The 20,338-nt window shown below is 55.2% G+C and carries 14 protein-coding genes and 1 tRNA gene; 4 read left to right on the plus strand and 11 right to left on the minus strand.

Annotated elements, in window-relative coordinates:
• Positions 1-90: 90 nt before the first annotated feature.
• The 9 genes from HY788_09570 to HY788_09610 form a co-directional block, all read right to left on the minus strand.
• The gene (locus HY788_09570) at positions 91-1,437 is read right to left on the minus strand and encodes a 2-hydroxyacyl-CoA dehydratase (protein MBI4774411.1); all 1,347 of its coding nucleotides are present in this window, start codon (positions 1,435-1,437) and stop codon (positions 91-93) included.
• Between the two features lie 232 nt (positions 1,438-1,669).
• Positions 1,670-2,248: a putative glycolipid-binding domain-containing protein gene (locus HY788_09575; GenBank protein MBI4774412.1), complete on the minus strand. Its 579-nt coding sequence runs from the start codon at positions 2,246-2,248 to the stop codon at positions 1,670-1,672.
• A 110-nt stretch (positions 2,249-2,358) separates the two neighbouring features.
• Positions 2,359-3,120, minus strand: coding sequence for an MBL fold metallo-hydrolase (locus HY788_09580; protein MBI4774413.1), 762 nt, complete (start codon positions 3,118-3,120; stop codon positions 2,359-2,361).
• Between the two features lie 594 nt (positions 3,121-3,714).
• The gene (locus HY788_09585; protein MBI4774414.1) at positions 3,715-6,816 is read right to left on the minus strand and encodes an ATP-binding protein; all 3,102 of its coding nucleotides are present in this window, start codon (positions 6,814-6,816) and stop codon (positions 3,715-3,717) included.
• An 86-nt stretch (positions 6,817-6,902) separates the two neighbouring features.
• The gene (locus HY788_09590; GenBank protein ID MBI4774415.1) at positions 6,903-7,541 is read right to left on the minus strand and encodes a hypothetical protein; all 639 of its coding nucleotides are present in this window, start codon (positions 7,539-7,541) and stop codon (positions 6,903-6,905) included.
• A 179-nt stretch (positions 7,542-7,720) separates the two neighbouring features.
• The gene (locus HY788_09595; GenBank protein MBI4774416.1) at positions 7,721-8,170 is read right to left on the minus strand and encodes a hypothetical protein; all 450 of its coding nucleotides are present in this window, start codon (positions 8,168-8,170) and stop codon (positions 7,721-7,723) included.
• Positions 8,171-9,085: 915 nt separating this feature from the next.
• Positions 9,086-9,161, minus strand: a tRNA-Ala gene (locus HY788_09600).
• Between the two features lie 175 nt (positions 9,162-9,336).
• Positions 9,337-10,869, minus strand: a complete 1,533-nt coding sequence (locus HY788_09605; protein MBI4774417.1) for a hypothetical protein — start codon at positions 10,867-10,869, stop codon at positions 9,337-9,339.
• Positions 10,870-11,146: 277 nt separating this feature from the next.
• Positions 11,147-12,451, minus strand: coding sequence for a hypothetical protein (locus HY788_09610; protein ID MBI4774418.1), 1,305 nt, complete (start codon positions 12,449-12,451; stop codon positions 11,147-11,149).
• Positions 12,452-13,047: 596 nt separating this feature from the next.
• Here HY788_09610 and HY788_09615 point away from each other — a divergent pair.
• Positions 13,048-14,181: an acyl-CoA dehydrogenase family protein gene (locus tag HY788_09615; GenBank protein ID MBI4774419.1), complete on the plus strand. Its 1,134-nt coding sequence runs from the start codon at positions 13,048-13,050 to the stop codon at positions 14,179-14,181.
• Positions 14,182-14,386: 205 nt separating this feature from the next.
• Positions 14,387-15,931, plus strand: a complete 1,545-nt coding sequence (locus HY788_09620; GenBank protein MBI4774420.1) for a long-chain-fatty-acid--CoA ligase — start codon at positions 14,387-14,389, stop codon at positions 15,929-15,931.
• A 35-nt stretch (positions 15,932-15,966) separates the two neighbouring features.
• Here the strand turns inward: HY788_09620 and HY788_09625 are convergent, their stop codons facing one another.
• Together HY788_09625 and HY788_09630 are read right to left on the minus strand one after the other, a co-directional pair.
• Entirely contained in the window at positions 15,967-17,046 is a 1,080-nt protein-coding gene (locus HY788_09625; protein MBI4774421.1) for a diguanylate cyclase, read from the minus strand.
• A gap of 77 nt (positions 17,047-17,123) precedes the next feature.
• Complete coding sequence (locus tag HY788_09630; GenBank protein ID MBI4774422.1) at positions 17,124-19,208, minus strand: molybdopterin-dependent oxidoreductase; 2,085 nt, start codon at positions 19,206-19,208, stop codon at positions 17,124-17,126.
• 236 nt (positions 19,209-19,444) lie between these two features.
• Between HY788_09630 and HY788_09635 the strand changes: the two genes are divergently transcribed.
• Positions 19,445-19,717 (plus strand): hypothetical protein, encoded by a 273-nt coding sequence (locus tag HY788_09635; GenBank protein ID MBI4774423.1) that lies wholly within the window; start codon positions 19,445-19,447, stop codon positions 19,715-19,717.
• A 201-nt stretch (positions 19,718-19,918) separates the two neighbouring features.
• A complete protein-coding gene (locus HY788_09640) occupies positions 19,919-20,152 on the plus strand; it encodes a hypothetical protein (protein MBI4774424.1) in 234 nt (77 codons plus the stop codon).
• Positions 20,153-20,338: the final 186 nt, after the last annotated feature.

Genomic DNA, 20,338 nt, shown 5'->3' on the forward strand with positions numbered 1-20,338 from the left:
AAGCCAACTCGGCATGACGACTCCGTTCCGCCTCGGCGGAACGGAGTCCGCACAGGGGGTCCGGGGGAATCTTATTCCCCCGGCCGACTGTCACTCCGATATGCGCCCGACTTGACCCCCGTATTTCCGCTGCTCGAGCATCTCCATGAACGCGTCGATCCTGCCGAGAACCAGGGCTTCGTTGTACCGCCGGGGGTCCACCTGATCCGAATCCAACAACAGGGCGGGAATGCCGCAGTCCCGTTCGAAACTAGTCTGGACCCGGGGAAACCCGATGCAGCTCACCAGGCGGCACGTGTGCAGGTTCCACAGGATGGCGCCGTCCACATGGTACGACCGCACACGATCCTGGATGCGCTCGCTGACCGCGCTGTAGGTGGCCGTGGCGTTCATGGACAACATGTATTTGACGGCCAGCGACTCGAGGGGTTTTTCGGGGTCCAGTCGGCCCACCCAGGCCCTGGGATACGCCTCCTCGACGCTGACGGCTCCGAATTTGTGGAAGTAGTTAAACAGTCCCATGTTGAACCAGGGAGGTATGCCGTCGAAAATGAGCCGGAAACGTTCCTCCGGAAGCACTCCTCGGCCTGCGTCCACCCGCTGTTCGATCTCCGTCAATGCGGCTCGGATCACATCCACCGCCTCCTGGGTTCCCGCCAGGCACACGGGGAAAAACACCAGCGTATTGAGGTCCTCGCCGCCCACCGGACACGGGACGGTCTGACGGAGTTCGAGAATGCGTTGAAACAACTCGTTCAGCTCAGCCGCGCATGCCACCACTTCGCGCAATCGATCCCAATCCATTCGTCGGCCCGTGTGCGCTTCCAGAAACGCAATGTATTCCTCGAGCTGGGCCACGCAATAGTCCAGAGCCTCGGGTCCTACCTTGTATCGGTAGTGCGCGCCCCACAAGCCTTCAAACGCCGTTTCATTGTTCTGGTATCGGGGCGGCATAACGGGCGCGTCCATGGAAAAATAAGGGACCCCGTAATGTTCCGCCGCAATCTTCATCCACAGGGGATGCAGCCGGCAGAGGTTCTTGTTGGACACCACCAGATCGGGGTCCGGCAGACGGATCCGCTTCAATGCTTGGTTTACGCCGTCGGGGAACGTTCCCTTCATGAAACCGTAATGCGTTTTAAAATAGGAGCAGAGATCTTCCGGAGCGCCCATGTTTTCGGACACGTCGATCAGGACACGGGCCAGTTGAACGGCTCCGCAGGCCGCGGAAAAGTTTTCAGGAAACATGGGGATAAGACCCATGGCATAGTCGATCTCGATGGGATCATTGCCCGTGTGATACACGATTTGGCTCGAACCCGTTGACTTGGCTTTGTACGCACGCTTGTAATACTCGATAAGACGGGGAAAAACCTGGTTGGACGCGTCGAGGGCTTTGGTGGACCTGGAGGTTTTCGCTTCGTTCGGTTCACTCATCACGGTCTCCTCTGAGGAAGTGCTTATTCGAGCAAGGATGATTTCCGGGGCGGTTGTCCCACTCCGGACCGATTTCCACGATTTCTTTTTCAGCAGGGATACCTAATAAGACGCTTCATTTCCTCCTGTTCGCAGCTTCGAGAAAAATCTTGGACAGTATAGCCTTAACAAGCGGATAACTCAAACGCCCGATTTTGGGTTAATGGTCTTCTTCGTCCCGTGCACGCGGTCGTCAGACGACAGCTCGTCCTTTTGATCGGGCCTCTGCTTCCCATAGGTTTGGATACCTCTCCACGAAACCCACCGCGCTAACCTGAAGGAGAGCGAAGTAGCCGAATCGTGGAGCCTCGTACCAGTATACCTCTGCGCCACGCCGCTCATAGCGCTGTTGAAGTACGTCGAAGGCTCCAACATGCACATCCAGCCATGCCACCGCAAGATCAGCGGCCTGTCCGACCTCGAGTGCTATGCGCCGCAACTGGAACAAATTCGTGGCCGGGGTGAACTCGAGGTCCAGATCGACGCACCCGTCCAAGCCGGGAACGACCCGGCCGTTGAGCGTCCAAACGGCATCTTGCGTTCGCGCAATCCGGAAATCGAAGCGGCGCGCTCCCAGCCAGCCGCGGATGAAACCCTCCCGCGTCCGCCACTCTTCGTCACAGTCCACGTCATAGGCAAAATATGCCGGAACACCTTCGTACTCAAACACCGCTGCGCCCTCGAGTCGCCGGGCGCCGTCGTCTGTCACCAGGCGGCAGGCGTCGTGACCGGCGGTGTCCAAGCGACGCCAGAGAATCGCGTCTATCTCCATTGTCGTATCCTCCTATAGAAGAAAGTGCTCTGCTGGAACACGGGGTAAATGACATCAAAACAAGACGTACTTTGCGGATCGGACCTATCCCTATCGAGGGCTATACTTTCTCAGAATCCGCTAAACAGCGGCCCGGCGGCGAACCGTCGTTTCCAATCATCGTATGCGCAGACGTAATTGTAACCGCAGACAGTACTGAGGGGCCGTCCTTCGAGAATTTCGTGGATTCGCCTACCTCCTTCGACGGTTTGGCCTACGGGGCCAAAAGGATTGTACTTCATGCTCTCATCTTGAAGAAAGACGTAGTCACAAATGAAAAGCAGATCTTCGAAAATATAGAACGTAAAGCCAGGGGTGTGGCCATCAATATGGAAAGCTTCGATGCCCTCATGGCGAAAGTTCCCTTCAAAGGTGATATCGAAAGTGAAGGGGCGGCAGATCTCGTGAACCGAGTCGTTGCGATGGATGTGTATCTCGGCGGTGAAGCGTTCCCTGTATTGATTGGACGCGCCGAGGAAATGGTGGTGCGTGAAAAAAATCTTGTCCGCCTGTTTCAGAGAGGAATCAAAAGATGAAGGACAGTCAATCCAACAGGTGCCGCCGCTGGTTTCGATATGGTATGCGGCATGTTCAAGGCCGAGCGGTGGAGTGGAATTCAGCCTCGTCACCTTCTCGCCCACCGGAGTTTGCACCACCTGGTAGCGGGCCGAGCATTCCTCAGAGGTGATGAAATTCTTCCTTGCCGCACCACAAAATGGGCAACGCTCGGGATGAAAGCCGATCATATTAAAGCCGCAGACCAAGCAGACGTACTGCCCGTGTTTGGTGTTGCCTCCTTGGTTATACTTATTGACGGCTGGATTGGATTCCATGCTTTATTACCTCTCTTTGACTAGTTCTCCGGTTTGGCAACATAAGTCTACTTTTTGGTTTTTTACAACGCCTGAAGTAGCATTTGTTGTGAGCTAACAGACCTCGTGCGGAGTCAACACTGTGAGATTTCAATCCCCGTTGGAATCTCCTTACACTCACACTTGGAGGTGGGATCTCGCCTAGCTCGGCTCGAGGTCGTAGGTAAAGGGCACATGCTGGTGTATATCTTGCAGCTGCCATCGGCGGTCAAGATCCAATCGGTCGGAGGTAGGATTTGCAGCACGATAATTGCATCAAATAATGGTCCTGTCGGCACACAAATCATATCGGGTAAATCATCTATTCTTTAAACAAAATAAAAGACTGGTGGTAACTAACCATCTTCAGCTTCTCAGACACTGCTCACACCACAAACCTACGTGGTATCCCGACTTGTTATGCAGATCCCTCCTGTGAGCAATGAGGTGTACTCAGAAGGGGAGCGTACCAATCCGATTTTTCAGAGTTCGATTAGACACTTTCCTGGCAGTGAATTCCTCTGCGGCGAGTGTTCATTCCCATGGAAAGTCATGTTCGGGGTATACTCCTTCCGGTCACCCGATGCGCGCCGGTGAGTCTCGCCACCTTGCAAAGTCCTCTTCCTCAAAACAGAACCATCCCCTGTCCGCCGTCCATAGTCTGTACGGCGGCCGTAGAGATTTGTCATACTGATCCCATGGCACGGAGAAAAAGAGGTGGCCCACACGTTTCTGCCAGTAGCCTGGTTCATCCAGCGAGGGGGTCCGATCCTTCGTGCTGACTGATTCTGAGATGCAGTGCACGAAGGATTCAGCGAAACTCGCTATGAGTGTAGGGGTGCTTGTCGGGAAGGAATCGTGATAAAGTTTTGAGAGGACGTGATTTCGGTTCGCAGTTGGGTATGGTGTCTGAACAGCCAAGGCATCACTCGCATTGCCAACATAGTCAAGAAGAAACATGCTGACGCCAATCCCGTTGGATTTTGCATACGGTGCGAGAGGGATTCTTCCAGATGAAGGGGGCTTAGGAGATAGAGTCGCCTTGTCGCCCAAAACATCAAGGCTGCTCATCAGAAGAACGATCCAATTCATGTTCCATCCAAGGCTTGGGCGCTCTTCCCCCTCGTTCTCCCAAGCACTCAGACTTGCATCAGGTCCGACATTGTACCCATTTTGATCTCTAAGCACGAAAGTCCATTCACTGTCATGGTGCATCGACATGTCTCCAAGTTCCCGAACCAGTTGCCAGTGGCCCGACTCACTGTCCTTTGCAAGAGAGACAGAGAGGGTTTGCCACAGCGTTTGTGTAGGAATCCATATGACTGAGAGCTCGTGCACAGCAGAGAGCTTCCAAAAGGTTTCAGGGGAGAGTCCTTTGAGGAGGTACTTTGAAAGTTGCTCCCAAAGTAATCCCTGTCCCTTTTTGAAGGCCACACGTAGACGGTCCCATCCCGGGGCTGATTCTATGAAAGAAGGTCTTATAGGCGTTCTCCCTGGAGTGATTTCAGGTTTGAGCTCTCCACGGGCGTCTATCAACGCAGGCGAGAAAGAGGAAATACGGGATGTTGACTCGCCCAGCCTCAGCCTAGTATCCTTGCGAAATGAAGCGCGGCCCGGCGCGCCAGCGATCAGTATTCCATCTGTGCACACAGGCACGAATCCCATCCCGTAGTCATCGTCCTTGGAGCACTCAGTTTTAGCTGGAAGAAGATACAACCCCCACTCCTTCCTTGTCGAAACCATTTCACCGCGCCACTCCGCTTCAGAGTTGGCAAGACAAGGCAGGCCATCGTCGTCTGCTAAGAAGCACTCCCGGACGAACCCTCTCAGCGAGGGTGAAACCTCTGAAAGGTCCTGCTCAATACATATGCGATTCCTCACCTCTGCTTGTTCTATAAGCGTTGCATCTTTCTCATAACTTGGGGGAATGGTTACTGACTCCTCGATTTCTGGAACCTCACATCGCCCAACAACAGGGAACTCAGTGGCCAAGGCGTAACCTTTGAGAACCCGGCAGAGTTGAACCTTATCAGTCCAAGTGTCAATGAATGATGGTTTTTGACGCGACACTATCGAAACCGTAGTTCCGACAGGTTGATGGGGGGGGCCATCACGAACGACAAGGAGCCCACTCAATCCGTTGATCTGAATGATGAGCGGAGGCCCCCAGCCCCGCCCTTGTCCGCAATCGCGACGGGTTGTGATGGTGATCCTATCTCCCAGCATGAAACAAGACATGAAGCCTATTCCAAATTGTGAGCAAGGATCAAAATCATTTCCGGATCTCCTTAATCGATTTCTCTCTCGCTCGAAAACCGGCGAGCGATAAAAACTCCTTCCTATTCTGACGAAATGGTTCTGGATGATCTCCTCATCCATGCCGCAACCGTTGTCGGTGCACTCCACAATTTCATATCCGTCTCCGTCGACGTAGTGTCGAAGCTTTACCGTTGCCTCGTCCCATCCCACTTTTGCTTCGAAAAACAATGCGCTGCGGTAACGCAATGCATCAAGCGAATTCTGAAGCAACTCACGAATGCACAGATGTTCCCCTCCGTAGAGTTTGTCAGTCATGAGAAGGCGTACGACTTCGTCCCTCGAAAGGCTGAACTGGAGATCATGAAAGCGATAAGCATCATCAAGGGGCTCGATTCTGGAACGGTCCACAACCGCAGGAAGATTTAATTGGCAGGCACTAACGTTCTGCGGCTGCATGCGACAGACTTCTCTAGCATCTGAGAGTTCTCTGTCGACCCAATCCATATACCTCCGCGCTGTGGCTTCATAAACAGGATGTTCGCATTTGATAGCAAACTGTATGAGATCGGGCGATATTCTCCAACCTCTCACTGAGCGATGCTTCTCCCATTCAAGTATGCTCACAGGAGACGTGAAATGAATACTTCTGAGCAGCACCTCTGGCGTCCGATCTCGGTCAAAATCAAGAATATCTGCAAGCCGAAGTATCACAGCGAGAAAGGGCATGTTCAGAGTGAATGTTCCAATCTGCTCGTCGTAACGAAAGCCCCTTTCATGCACAAGTGCCGCAGCGGAAAGTGTGTGCGACTCACATAGATTCGCCAAAAATGGGGAGAGATTAACGTGTTGCACCTCCATGCGCTTGTCGTGTCCATATTTTGAGCGAATGAATTCGGCAGATCTATGCCCGTGCGTCTCTCGGATATGATCAACCAGCAAGGCCGACTCCAATTCGGCAATTTTCTTGGCAAGCTGTTCTTTGCGTTCTTCTGATATGTGAGGGGCGTTCATTTGCCTGGCCGTCTCGTCATAGTTCGGATGTTCCACGCGCCAATTGTCCCTAAAAAGCCGAAAATCTTCATCTTCCTCCAAGGCCTTCAGTTCGTCCTCAGACAATACCATGCCCTGGTCGTGAAAGAATGCAGAGAGGATAAGGAGAGCCAACTCTATCTCGTTGAGCTTTGCCATTTCGTCGCCCAATATAAGCCCCATCAGTTCAGTGGTCCGGAGTAAGTGACGATCGTCATGCAAAGTGAATTCGGGTGCATAAGCAGGCACAGCCTTCATGCGATCGGCGGCTTCCTCACAGAGGCATTTCACATTGGTGGACAGGCTGCTCGCGACTTCTCCCTCTCTCTCAGGCAAGTTTTTCCACAGGGCTGTTTCTTGAACCTTTGTCACCTGAATAACGCGTGTCATTCTTCGTCCTTTCGAAGTAGCCTCTCGCTCGATTGACATAACGGTCATTGTCAAGTCGAGCCTTAATCGGGATAAAATTGATCTGGTCAGGCTTTTTTCTGCCACATTTTCATATTATGGATGGCAATCTGCATATCCTCGGTCGAGGAGTAAAAGACTCTATCTATTTGGTCACGAATGACAACTCTTTGAATTGTTAGGTCTCCAGCTTCAAGCGCCGCTCCGGTGATCTCGAGGAAATCCAACGCAACATTGAGGCTGGAGCCGGGATCAATCTTCGTGGGACCCGGAACCGGTCTATCGAACGCATCTACCCGAGGAACCATTGTTTTCCCCTTGCTCAGTTCAAGGTATAACGAATTAAAGAAGAAAATCTGGTCCGAGTGATTCTGTATATCGATAAAGAGCACGCTATTGACGTTTCGCCCCATCCCTGTGGGAATTCCCCAAGTTGCCTTCACACGCACATCCGGACGATCGTGGGCGGTTGACTGCGCCCCACCCTCAGATTCTTGTATTCTGCGCTCTGGAGCCCACCGATGAATTGCATAAAAGGTGATGCCCCCAACCATGAGAAGAAAAATGACTGCAATTACCGCCGTCTCTGTGGGGGCAATTGTCTCAAACTGAAAATTGAATTGCCGGAGGACCAGATAAAAGACCCCCAAGGCTACACCGGGTACCCCTAAGACGACCAACGCTTTAATAATCTTGGATTCCATCATTTTCCTTTATGGCTGCCACTCCATCCAGAGCCAACACTACGAGCTTAAGACGTCCGCCTCCGCCCTTATTGGAGTTGACCGTTACTCCGGTGAAGGGGAATTACGGCCAAAATAAGTAGCGCATTCCAAGTTGGATTCGAGGCAGCGTCTCACACTCCGTCGTCACTCTCAATTATGCGTTATTCGGGGCGATTCAGGCCATTGCTCATCAGTTCTGCTTCAAGGCCGCGAAACCGGCTCCAAACCCATTCCCGTGTCGTTTCCAAAGAATCAGGCGGACTCACGCCTTTTCGGATTGCTATTTCCGCATCAACGATTTCCTGCGCCAACGCGATACACCAACGTGTTGCATATTGCGCTTTGTCTTCCATGCCTGCATCCTCTAAACCGGGGTTCAGAATCGAGCAAGCCCACTGCCACCATTTTTGGAGGGTCCGCAATTTCTTACTAAGTTCAGGATCGTTAAGTGGATCCCCTTCAACTACCGAGAAATGTAATGCATCCAAGGCCTCTTGGTGACGAATCTTTTGACGCAAGTGCTCTTCGTAGTGCTCCTCACATAGCCCTTCACGGTGGGCTAATTTCAGGCAATGAGACTTCAGACATTGCGGGTGTCTTCGTTTTTTCACAGTGGTCCTCCTCTATTCTCGGCTTTCTCAAAAATCTTCTGTGAAAAGCCAATCTGTAGTCACGTTCCCCCGTCCAATTTCGACCGGCTTCCGCAGTTGTGTGCTTCCCCCCCAGTTTCTGGTTGAAACCAAGATTTGCTCCGGTGGAAGGGTTATTCATTTAAACACTCGCCATTTTTCTTGCCATGAAGTTGACCACTGAGCTGGCGACTGTGGGTGATGGGAGTGCGGGGAAAATACTACTCAATAAATACACGGAAATGAGGAAAACTGCAATAGTGAGAATCAGTTATATCAATGACGACAATCAGTCATGCCGCCCAACTTGAAGGCGCATTGCTCCACCCAAAGAAGATTCACCCTTGCTTCAAGGGCAGAGCACGCACCTGTGAGCGACGGCCAAGGCACCCTAAGCGGAGGAGGTAAGTGCGGAGATCCTCAAGTGCGACAAGGCAGCCAGCCTACCTTACCGCGCGACAAGACGATCGTCGAGGATTGTGCTCATGGTACAAATCAGCATCGGTTTACCATCCCAAAGGTCACGACTGAGAAGGGCAAGAGAGAGGCTGCCCGGCTTGTTCGGCGAATCCACCCCTGAGTCAGCGAATTCGGAACAGGCGCAGGAGATCCCGGCATTCCGAGGGGTAGGACAAGGGGAAATCGAGAAAAGCCATCTGAGGGCAAGATTTCAGACACACCACAAAAAGTTGATGCTAGTATTTGTATGGTAGGCTAGAAAAACGGTAGGCCACTCCAGCATCCAGGCGACTGTGGATATTTACGGTCAGCTGATTCCAGGCAGCGAAAGGGACGCCGTCAATCAGCCCGACAAGATGGCGCCCAGCGGCGCTCTATCGCCGTTCTCCAAAAGCACAAAAGGCGTAACCCGTTAAGATTACGCCTCTATTCACTACGTGGTGGAGATGATGGGATTCGAACCCACGACCTGTACGTTGCGAACGTACCGCTCTCCCAGCTGAGCTACATCCCCAAGCAATCTTTGATATATACACCGAACCGATTTCGAATTCAACATTTTTTGGAGTGTTTCTTTTCGGACCGGTTCTTCGCGGAAACGTCGGGAATGGTGCGTTACTCAATAAGGAGCCCCTCCGCCGGGGAATTCGGGCCGGGCGGAGGGGATTCGAAAGTTCAGCGGGAGGGTGCTACTGAGTCACGGACACCGAATTCAGGACCCAGTACACTCCGTTGGGATCCGAAGGATTCGCGTACGGTGCGAGGGTCAGGTGGTATACGGCGCCGTTGTAGAGGATACAGGGAATGTCGATGTTCGCGTTTTCGTCCACGGCTACGAAAGTCGTGTTCCGCGCGCCGGCCGCCGCCGGGGTGACCGACCCCAAGGTCCAGTACAAACCGGCCGGATCTTCCGGGTTGGGATAGAACGTAAACGTGGCCTGATAGCGCGCTCCCATGTATTCCACGCTCGGGGCGACGATACCGGCGGTGGTGGAGTCCGCGGTGGCCACGGGACAAGCGTCTCCTCCGGCGAGGGCCCCATAGACCAGGATTTTGCCTTCATCCACGTACTGCCATCCCGCCTCGAGTATGTTGACGTCCGTCGTGCCCTCGGGCAACGGTTCCACCCGGATGATGGTTGCGGATCGCGATGAGAAACCGGCGTTGTGATCCCAATCCTCCGTATAGGGCCAGATCACGTTCTGGTCTTCCGCTCTCGAAGACTGGTCCGGTGGACTGGTGACTTTCTGGGGAGGCGCCACCCGGAAAGGGCCTTCTCCATCCAGACTGTTATCCTCGTTCAGCACGCCCGGATCCATGTAAGCCCCGTCCCGCTTGACCGCCAGGATCAGTTTGAGTCCATCGGGATTCACTATGAGATCCTGGTCATTTCGTCCCTGGCACGAAGGCGCGCTGTAATCGCACCAGCCGATCTCGGGGTTCAGCGCCTGGTCCGCCTGAGCTTGGTAGTGATATACGGCCTCGGGATACACTCCATTGACGTGGTACAATGAGGGGCTGTCCACCGGGTTAATGGGGTGGTCGTTCGAGAAACCGTCGGGTGCATACACCCGGATTCCCGTGGCTGAGTTCAGGGCGCTCGCGTCATTTAAAAGCTGCTCCATCACCACCCCGGAGTACTCGGCGTAAAAGTCCCCCGACCGGGAAGTGTTCAGCAACAGGAACTGAGTGTGCTGAGGCATGGCCTCCAGCTGAGCTTTGGTATACACCCGAAAGGGCGCCGGGATTTTGCTCGGATCGTCGCTTGCGTCTCCCGGATAACGAACGGCGTCGATCTCGGCCTTGTTCGAGTACGTGTCTCCATCCGAATCCGTCCCCTCGATGGCCTGCACGGCAGCCTGGTTCCGTCCGTTCGCCAGATAATCTTTTCCGTAACTGTTCAGTGTTCCGAAGATGTCGCCGCTGCCGTCGTACCCGTAGGTGGCGTGGCAATACTGGCAGCTGCCGGCGGTCACGGTTCGGTCTCTGTCGTCAATGTATTCTCCCCCCGTGTGACACAGCGCGCAGTGATCCAACTTGGTGGCCACCTTGTCCGGATACAGCGCCGTGAAGTTATCGGAATCCATCTCACCTTGGTGGTCGTACGCAGCCATTGCCGGCGAGGCCGCAAAAACGACCATGACCAGTAGGACGAAGCCTACCATTCCCTTCCTCATTTCTTTCTCCTTTTTCGCCATCCGTGTAATGGAAAAACGGTTCATGGGTCCCCTCCAAATACCTAGCACTCAAACCATGCATCACGCCCCGAAAGGCGGATGCCGAAAAGCCGCGTCTCGATCCCTCCATGAACCCCGAGGGCCTTGCCTCGACGGCCGGAACCGCCGTGTGAAATGCTTCATGCTTCCGAGATGTGTCAGAACTCGAATTGGAAACGGGCCGTGAGCACATCCTACCGATCGCTGTATATGGACTCGCCGGTGAGGGAATCCCGGTCTATTTTCAGGGGTCGATCGAATTCGGTTCGCGTGGCGTCCAGAATCAGCCGTAGGTTGGGATCGAGGTACCAGTTGACCGCCAGAGTGTACGCTTCCGCTTTTCGGACCGAATCGCCTTAAATATTCCGTTTTTGTAGGTCGGACGTTCTCCTGTGACCATCCACAGGAGCGATACGTAGGTATCCTCGAGGTCCACGTCGAACTGGTCCGCACTGGTGGTGATGTCCCGGTATTGGACCTTGATATACTCGCTCGCCAGGGCAAACGGACCATAGGCCCAACCCAATTCCGCCCCGTACCGGTACCGTTTGTCCGCTTCGCGGATGACGTTGAACTTGGCTGAGGTGGCAACGTCAAAAAAGGTGGTGAGACCCGTTGTTTTGACGTTAATATTCACATTGTTCCGATCGATGCGGGCGTATCCCAGAGATCCGCCGATTTGAAAGTCCTCCAGCCAGGGGAGGCCCCACTCTCTGAAGGGGGCGAACACCAGCCGCCCGGTGAATTCGGGCTCGTCCACGTCTCCCCCGGTAGCGTCGTCCTCACCGTCGCCATTGAACAGACCCAGGCCGTAGTTGACCCGGTCGTCCCACACGGAAGCGTGAACCATGACACCCAGGTCCCTACCCGGAGTGAGGTAATACCCCATGGACCGCTCGGCAAAGACAATGTTCTTGTCCTTGGTGACCTGCTCGAGGCTGAACGGTTCCTTGAACTGGCCCAGGCGAACGGAAAGGTAGGGGAGCAGGTGAACGTCCCCGTAGGCGTCCAGCAGACGACGACTGCCCGCACCCTGGAATTCATACTCGAATTTGTAATCAAAGTGACTGGTCAACCAGCCTTCAAGAAGCAGGCGCGCGCGCCGGATATCGAATTTGTTCTGGTCCGGATCTTCACTGTCGTAGTCATAGTAACGATAGTCCGTCTGCAGCAACCCTCCGACCCGCAGCGAGAACACGTCCGGCTCGGTTGTCCTCAGCCAAAAACCCTCCTCGTACACGGCTTCAAGTGCGAGCCCCGTCTCCTCTTTTTCGCCCGGCGAGGGCTTGGATTCCTCGGACGGGAGCGGCTTCGCTTGTTCCGGTTCTTTCTCCGCGAGCGCCTGTTCTCTGCGTAACAGCTCCTGTTCACGCTGTTCCAGAGCCTGCTCTTTTTCCAGGAGGAGCCGTTGATCCCTCGCGATGATCCGACGCATGGTCTCGGCTTCCGCCGGCGTGAGGGCGCCTTTTTGCTCGAGCAGTTCCACCAACTGCTGCAACGCCCGGTCTTGGGCCCGGAGTGGTGAAGCCATGCAGAAAAAGTAGGCCGTTGCCACGGCGAGCAGGATACAGATCGCTTTCCATCTCATGGGGCCAAGTCCTCGGGATCGGAACGAAAAGAAAAGGTCATTCGATGTCGACATGTTACAGAACCATGTGAAAAATAGACCAAGACGGTTTCTTATGTCAAGATAGATATATGTCATGCTCGATATAAATATCGCCTTCGGATCTCCAAAGTCCGGTTTCCCGGAATCGTGCAGGAACCCAGGTCAAAGGCCGAAGATCCGGAGGCGAACAGGAACGATTTTCGCTTTAGTCTCTTGCACACCCAACCCCTTAAAGGTTACACTTCGCCTTTAACGGACGTTTCATGAATGCGTTGGAATTCGACACGCGCAACACCGGCGGTGCTTCGACGATCGGCGGCTCGATTGCGGTACCCGCTCGGCATCGAGCGAGGGAAGACCGCTATCGAGCAGTCCGGTTCCATCCTGCAGGTTCGGTTACTTTTACCCTTAGCAGCCCGTTGAAAAAGCCGGGTTGTTACAGGCCGTTGAAAAACGATGAGATGCAAGGCACGCAAATCCCGAGGAATGAGGCGTACATAGAGTACGTCGCAGTGACGAGGGATGAAGCGCAACGCCGCAGATCGCGTTTTTCGACGGCCTGTTAGGAGGAGTTCATGCGCCTATCAGAAGATCAGATCTTGATTCGGGATACGGTTGCGAGATTCACCCGGAATGAAGTGTTTCCCATCGCCGAGAAGATGGACCGGGACGACTATTGGCCTGAAGACATGTTCCCGAAATTGGGGGACCTGGGAGTCCTGGGAATCACCGTTTCTGAAAAATACGGGGGCATTGACGGCACTCCCCTAACTCACGTGCTGGTGACCGAGGAACTGGCCAAGGGCAGCGCGGCCGTGTCGCTGAGTTATGGGGCCCATTCCAACCTGTGCGTTCATAATCTCTTTACTCACGGCAACGAAACCCAGAGGATGAACTACCTCCCCTCCCTCTGTTCCGGCCGGCACGTCGGAGCTTTGGCCATCACGGAACCGCAGGCGGGATCGGACGCTGTAAGTATCCAATTATCCGCCGTAAGAGACGGAGACGCCTACCGGCTCAACGGCACCAAGATGTTCATCACCAACGCCCCCATTGCGGACACTATGATCGTTTACGCCAAGACCGACAAAGCCAAAGGGGCTCATGGCATCACCGCTTTTGTCGTGGAGCGCGGCTTCGAAGGATTTTCCATATCCCGCAATCTGGAAAAGATGGGCTGCAAGGGATCTCCCACCGGGGAGGTGGTTTTCGATAACTGCCGGGTCCCGGCGTCGAACTTGCTCGGTGAATTGAATCGCGGCGTCGAGGTGATGATGTCCGGACTGGACATCGAGCGGGTGGTCATGGCGGGCATGTGCCTCGGCGTATCCGATTCCGCTTTCCGGGCGTCTTTGAAATATTCGAAGGAGCGCGAGCAATTCGGAAGTCCCATCTCGCACTTCCAGTTGATACAAGCGAAACTAGCGGATATGTACACCAATCTGGAAGCAGCCCGCTTGCTGGTGTACGACACGGCCGAGCGCAGTGCTTCGGGCCAAAGGCTTCGCAAGGAATCCGCCGCGGCCATTTTGTTCGCGGCGGAAACCACCACCAAGATCTGTAACGAAGCCGTTCAGATCCACGGCGGTTACGGTTACATGCTCGAATTCCCGGTCAACCGTTATTTAAGGGACGCCAAGCTGGCCGAAATCGGAGCCGGCACCTCGGAAATCCGACGCCTCCTGATCGCCAGGGAGCTGCTCAAATAGGGGTGGGTTAGGGCTCTCCCACGAGCTGCAATCGACTTGGTGCGCCTCCCGCGGGAGCCTGCCCTGAGCTTGCTGAAAGCCGTGAGCCTGTCGAACCGGTCGAAGGGTGGCGCCTTGATGAACGGTTTTGAAAGGGGGGAGACGGGGGGAAAACTTTTTCAAAAGTTTTCCCCCCGTGGATAAATGCCAAGAGGAGAACATCACCATGCCGAGACTCGTTGCGGGCGATGCGTTGAGGGCCACGGCCCGGAGGCTTCCTGGTAAGACGGCCTTTATCTTCAGGGATCGGCGCATCACGTACGCGGCCTTTGAAGAGCGCGTGAACCGTCTGGCCAACGGGCTTCTGGGGAAAGGCTACAGCCCCGGGGACCATATCGCCGTGCTGGCGTACAACTGCATCGAGTATTTCGAAATCCTCTTTGCCTTGGCCAAGGCCGGGATGACGGCCGTACCCGTGAACTTCCGTCTGTCGGAATCGGAGATCGGGTATGTGATCGACCAATCCGACTCGAGGGCCCTGATCTACGAAGCGGCGTTTCGGGACAAGATCCGGAACAGGCGGGCCGGGTTCGAGAGGATATGGCAGGGGGACGTGGTGGTTTTCGGCGGCGCCGGGGACCCGGGCGATGTGGATTACGAAGCCCTGCTCGCGACCTCGAGTCCGTCGGATCCCGAGATCCCGGTGGACGAAACCACGACCTGGTACATCGGTTATACGTCCGGAACCACGGGGCGCCCCAAGGGCGCCATGCGCTCTCACCGGTCGAACATCCTCCTGGCGGCCAATACGTTCTATCTGGGCGAAGATGACATCATACTCCTGATCATGCCCATCTTTCACTCGAACTCGATCTGGTTCGGAACCATCAGCGTGTATTGGGGAGCCACCACGGTGATCTATCCTTCGGGTGGGTTCAATCCCCGCGAGATCCTCGACACCGTGCAGCGGGAAAAGGTCACGTTCAGTTCGATGGTGCCCACCATGTACAGCTTGATTCTGCAGGCGCCGGACAAGGAAAACTTCGATACCCGTTCCCTCAAGACCCTGCTTTGTTCGTCCGCCCCGCTCATGACCACGACCAAGGAGCAGATCCTCGAGTTCTTCGCACACGCGCAACTCTATGAGGGGTACGGGGCCACCGAGTCGGGAGCGGTGACCCTTCTGGGTCCCAGGGACCAGTACCGGAAGGTCCGTAGCTGCGGCGCGGCCCGTCCGTTCACCCGGATCAAGATCCTCGATGCGGCGGGTAATGAATGCGCTGTGGGCGAAGTGGGGGAACTGTTCGCCGTAAGTCCCGGCATGTTCGAGGGTTATTACAAACAGCCCGAAGCCGACGCCGCGGCGTTTCGAGGCGAATATCTTTCGGTCGGGGACATGGCCACAGTGGACGAGGAGGGATATTACTACATTGTGGATCGGAAGCACGACATGATCATTTCCGGTGGTGAGAACATCTATCCCACGGAGATCGACGACGTCCTGTCGAAACATCCGAAGATCCTTCAGGCGGCTGTTATCGGAGTTCCGGACGAGAAGTGGGGGGAGGCCGTCAAAGCGGTGGTGGTTCCCAAACCGGGGGCGGACGTTACGGAGGCGGAGGTCATAGCCTATGCCAAAGCGCATCTGGCCGGATACAAGTGCCCCAAGTCAGTGGACTTCCGGGATTCCCTTCCCACCAGCCCCACGGGCAAAATCCTGAAACGGGAAATCCGGAAAATCTACTGGGAAGGGCGGGACGTCCAAATTTGAAAGATGGGGTCCGCATCGGCCCGGGGAAGCCGATCCTATTCGTCCACGATGTCCGACGGCAGGCGGCTTCCTCCTTTGTCGCCAAACAGGATCGAGCGATTTCGACCTTCCTGCTTCGCCCGGTACAGGGCCCGATCCGCACGCTCGATCCAATCGCCGTGTTTCTTTATATTGCCTTCCACTTCAGCGATCCCGAAACTGGCCGTACACTGGCCATCACGTTTGTTCTGCAGAATGGATGCCTGGATTTTCTTTCTAAGCTTTTCCGCCACAGTGCAAGCTCCCCCGGCATCCGTGTCCGGTAGGACGATGCCGAACTCGTCCCCCCCAAAACGACCCACAATATCCGTTTGGCGCAGACCTGCTCGTAACAGCTTAGCTATGTCTCGAATGACTTCATCTCCCGTCGCGTGCCCGTATCGATCATTGATATCCTTGAAGTGATCGATATCGATCAGGATCAGAGAACTCGAGCCTTTGCTACGTTTGCATCGGTGAAATTCGATACCGACAAGTTCTTCCCAATACCTGCGGTTGTACAGATCCGACATGCCGTCCGTCTGGCTCAATGACTCGAGCTGTCTTTTTTGCCGGCTCAGCTCGAGTGAAAGCCGATGGCTGATCATGCCGATGTGCAGGGGGAAAACCGTCAACATGGGCAGGCAGCTCAGTACATTCAACATGGTCGACTCGGGCTTCAGATCGAATCCAAAAATCAGAACGGCCAACACCCCCGCTGTTATGTGAGCGAACATCCCTTTGATAAACAGGCGGATCCCACCCACACTGATGTTGTCCATGCTCATCATGATCAGAATGAGGACGCTGGGCAATACATTGAACGACATCAACGGGACCCATAGTCCCCCCAGAAACGAATCGATCATCAGATTTCGTATTTCGGCTTTGTACGGATTGCGGCTGTGTTTCGCCCATATGTACGCTATGTGCGGCCACAAAAAGCCGTTCGCGACGAGTCCCGCCCAGAACGGAACGGGCATGGCCTTTTGATAGAAAACCGTCGCCACGCAGAGGAAGCCTAATCCCAGCCCCACGATACGCGGAGTGTAGATTCGTCTGGCAAACCTGGTCCCTCGAAGTCTGTTCCGCTTCATAGGCATGGCCGGCAGTGCGGAGCGCCTTTGGTCCGCTTTTTGTGACAACTGCGTGATAGGATCATACCTCTTACCCTTTATAGTCCTGCTTTGCGGATGTCGCACAGCAAGACTCGAAGACTCGTCGAACCCATGGCGGGATCGCAACTTTCAAATGCGTTTTCCGTCAGGATATCGATATTGGAACGGTCCCATCCCAGGTCATCTTCGGCCTCCGGAAACCACCAGCCGTGATCCGCGGCAATGACTTCCCTGGGCACCCGATCCGTGAGCACCGCTTTTTGGATGACCTTTCCCCGGGGAGACTCGATGCTCACCCAATCTCCCTCACCGATGCCTTTGTCGGCCGCTGTATCCGGATGGATCTCGACGAGGGGATCGGGCCGTTTGGACCTGAGGGGCCCGGGAACGCGGTTCTCGGTGTGAAAGAAGAATGGGATGCGCGCTCCGGTGATCAGCTGGTAGGGGTAGCGTTTCGCCAATTCCGGGCTGCTCCAGGGAGATTCCGAAGGATCGAAGTAACCGGGCAGGGGATCGTAACCCAGCCTTTCGAGAATGCCGGAGGAGAATTCAAATTTGCGGGACGGGGTGCGAAAACCGCCTTCGCGGTATTTGCGGAACCGTCGTTCACCCTGCAAATACCCCCGTGCGCAGAACTCTTCCCAGGTGTGACCCGAGGGGGACAGGATCTCGTTGAGGGCGTCTTTTACCGTAGGCCACCAGAGAGCCGGATCGGTGCATCGTTTGCCCAGGTCGTTCAGGATCTCGTAATCGGAGCGGGCTTCGCCCACCTGGACCGCTTTTTGCCTAGCCACCACCCAGCCGTGGCGTTTCCACAAATCTCCTACATAGTCATGTTCGAGCCACGTGGACGAGGGGAGCACGATGTCGGCTTCCCGCGCCGTAGGGGTCATGAAGAAGTCCGCGACTACGGTGAAATCCGACTTAACGAGCGCGGCTTTGACTTCGCGAGCGTTGGCCCGGGAAACAACCGGATTGGTGCTGATGAGAAACAGCCCTTTGACCGGGTAGGGTTTCTCCTCGAGGATCGCGTCCCACACGGCTTTGGGATTGAGAACCGCGATGAAGTCCGCCAGCCTGAATCGGTCTCCGCCCAGTCTTTTTGCGCGGGCTTCTTCACTCAGTCTACGATGCAAACCCAGCCTTGAAGCGTTGAACACCGGAGGATTGGGGTAAAAGACGTTGCCTCCCGGCCGGTCCAAGTTGCCCGTCATGGCCATGAGACACGTAAGCAGGCTGATCGTGTTCACGCAGTTTTTGGATTGCTCGAGAGCCACTCCCCAGTGGATGCCCGCAGGTTTGGTATTGGCGAAGAGCTCGGCGGCCGCCTCGATTTCCGACGGGGCCAGACCCGTCTTTTCGGAAGCCCAGGACAGCGGGTACTCTTCAGCCCGTCGGCAAAAGGCGTCCCAACCGTGGGTATAGGCATCCACGAACTCCTCGTCGTAGAGCTTTTTCCCGATGATCACGTCGATCATGCCCCAGGCCAGTGCTCCGTCCGTGCCGGGCCGCAAACGAAGCCAGATGTCGGCCTGGCCCGCAACCATGGATCGACGGGGATCCACGCAAATGATTTTGGCCCCCTGCTTCATGGCCTGAGCCAGGTACAGGCCTTTATACTCGTCCGGGTTGGAGACCAGCGGATTGGCCCCCCAGACGATGACGCAGGCCGGTCCGCCCTCGTAGTCCACCACGGGCAGATTGCCGCAACGGGCGATGCCAACGGCGATACGGGGTCCGTAGCACATGTGGCCGGCGGTGAGCACGTTGGGGGTTCCGAAGGTGTTGGCGAAACGGTAGATGAAGGCTTCGTTGTCACGGCCCGTGCCGTAACCCACAACCAGTGATTCGGCTCCAAACCGATCCCTGATCCCAAGGAAACGCTCGGTGATTTCGTCATAGGCGTCGTCCCAGGATATCCGTTCCCACGATCCATTTTTTTTCCGTAACGGGTGGGTGAGCCTCTGGGGGTGATGGGTGATGGTATGGTACCGCTTTCCCTTGATGCACAGCCACCCCCGATTTACGGGACTATCGGGATCCCCATTAATAGATCGTACCGTGTTGTCTTCGACGGTCACCAGAACTCCGCATCCGCCGTGGCAGCCCCTGCAGGCGCTTTTTACGATTCGTCCGGCCATAACAGACTCCTCATCCGTTGCATTCCCTTTTGCTTCGATCCAGCAGTTTTGTTTTTCCTTTTCATATCAAGCAATTGCCTGACATTCAAGTTGAATCGGGTTGAACCGGCCATCCGAGCCCCCCGGATTTCTTTTTTATAACCGGATTGAGGAGCCGGTACATTTATCTAGTTGCCTGAGAAGGGGAAAGCTACCATACTGAATACTCAACGCCAATCAGAAAGGAGAAGCGCGATATGAGTGATCCGAGCATGTTGGACAAGACCTTCCATGTCGTCATGAAACGTATGGTGGAAACCGGCCAAGCCCCGTTCTATACGGAGCTGGCGCACGAACTCGGATTGTCGGTGGAAGAAGGGAGGAAACGACTCCACGAGCTGTTTTCCTCCCGCATCGCCGGCTGGCTGCATCCGGGAACAGATCTTATCGTTTCGTTCGCCCCCTTCAACAACCTCCCCACCCAGTATCGCATCAGTGTCGACGGCCGACAAAACTGGTTCGGGCAGTGAGGGTTCGAGTCGCTGGCGGTCAGCCGGCTCTTCCCCGGCAAAACAGTCCGGATCGATTTTCCCTGCCTGGATTGCGGTGGGCCGCTCCGGGTGGAAATGAAGGATGGGAAGGTACTCAACGCCGAGGCCCTAACATACATGGCCTACGTATCCGTGCCTTTCTGGAAATGGGTGGAAGACATCGCACACTCCTGAAGCACCATGAATCTCTTCCGGTCGGAAGAGCATATCCGGAACTGGGCTTCTTTTGCCCCCAACACCGAGGAAGGCGTCACTCCCTTGCCGGACATGGTCAAATTGTTCTCCGGGCCGTATTTCAGACGGCGTCTGGATCCGGATTACGTGTCTCACATGTCCGAGTATGCCCGGGACATGATCGGGACCATGATCGAGATCGGAAAAACCGGTCCGTTCTGGAAGCGGCCCAAACCGTAGGCACACGTGTGGGTCCGCGGAATGCGCTTGGGAATTCTTCTGCAAAGGAGATTTCCCAAAGCCTTCCCAACCATTTCCTGAAAACAGTTACCCCCGCGGGATGGCGTGAACCAACGGGGAGTCTCGAGACGAAGCGGTGGTGGACGGCGCAACCGCCTCAATCGACGATCGACACGTCGGTATGAA

This window comes from Deltaproteobacteria bacterium, assembly GCA_016208165.1.
Classification (GTDB): domain Bacteria; phylum Desulfobacterota; class Desulfarculia; order JACQYL01; family JACQYL01; genus JACQYL01.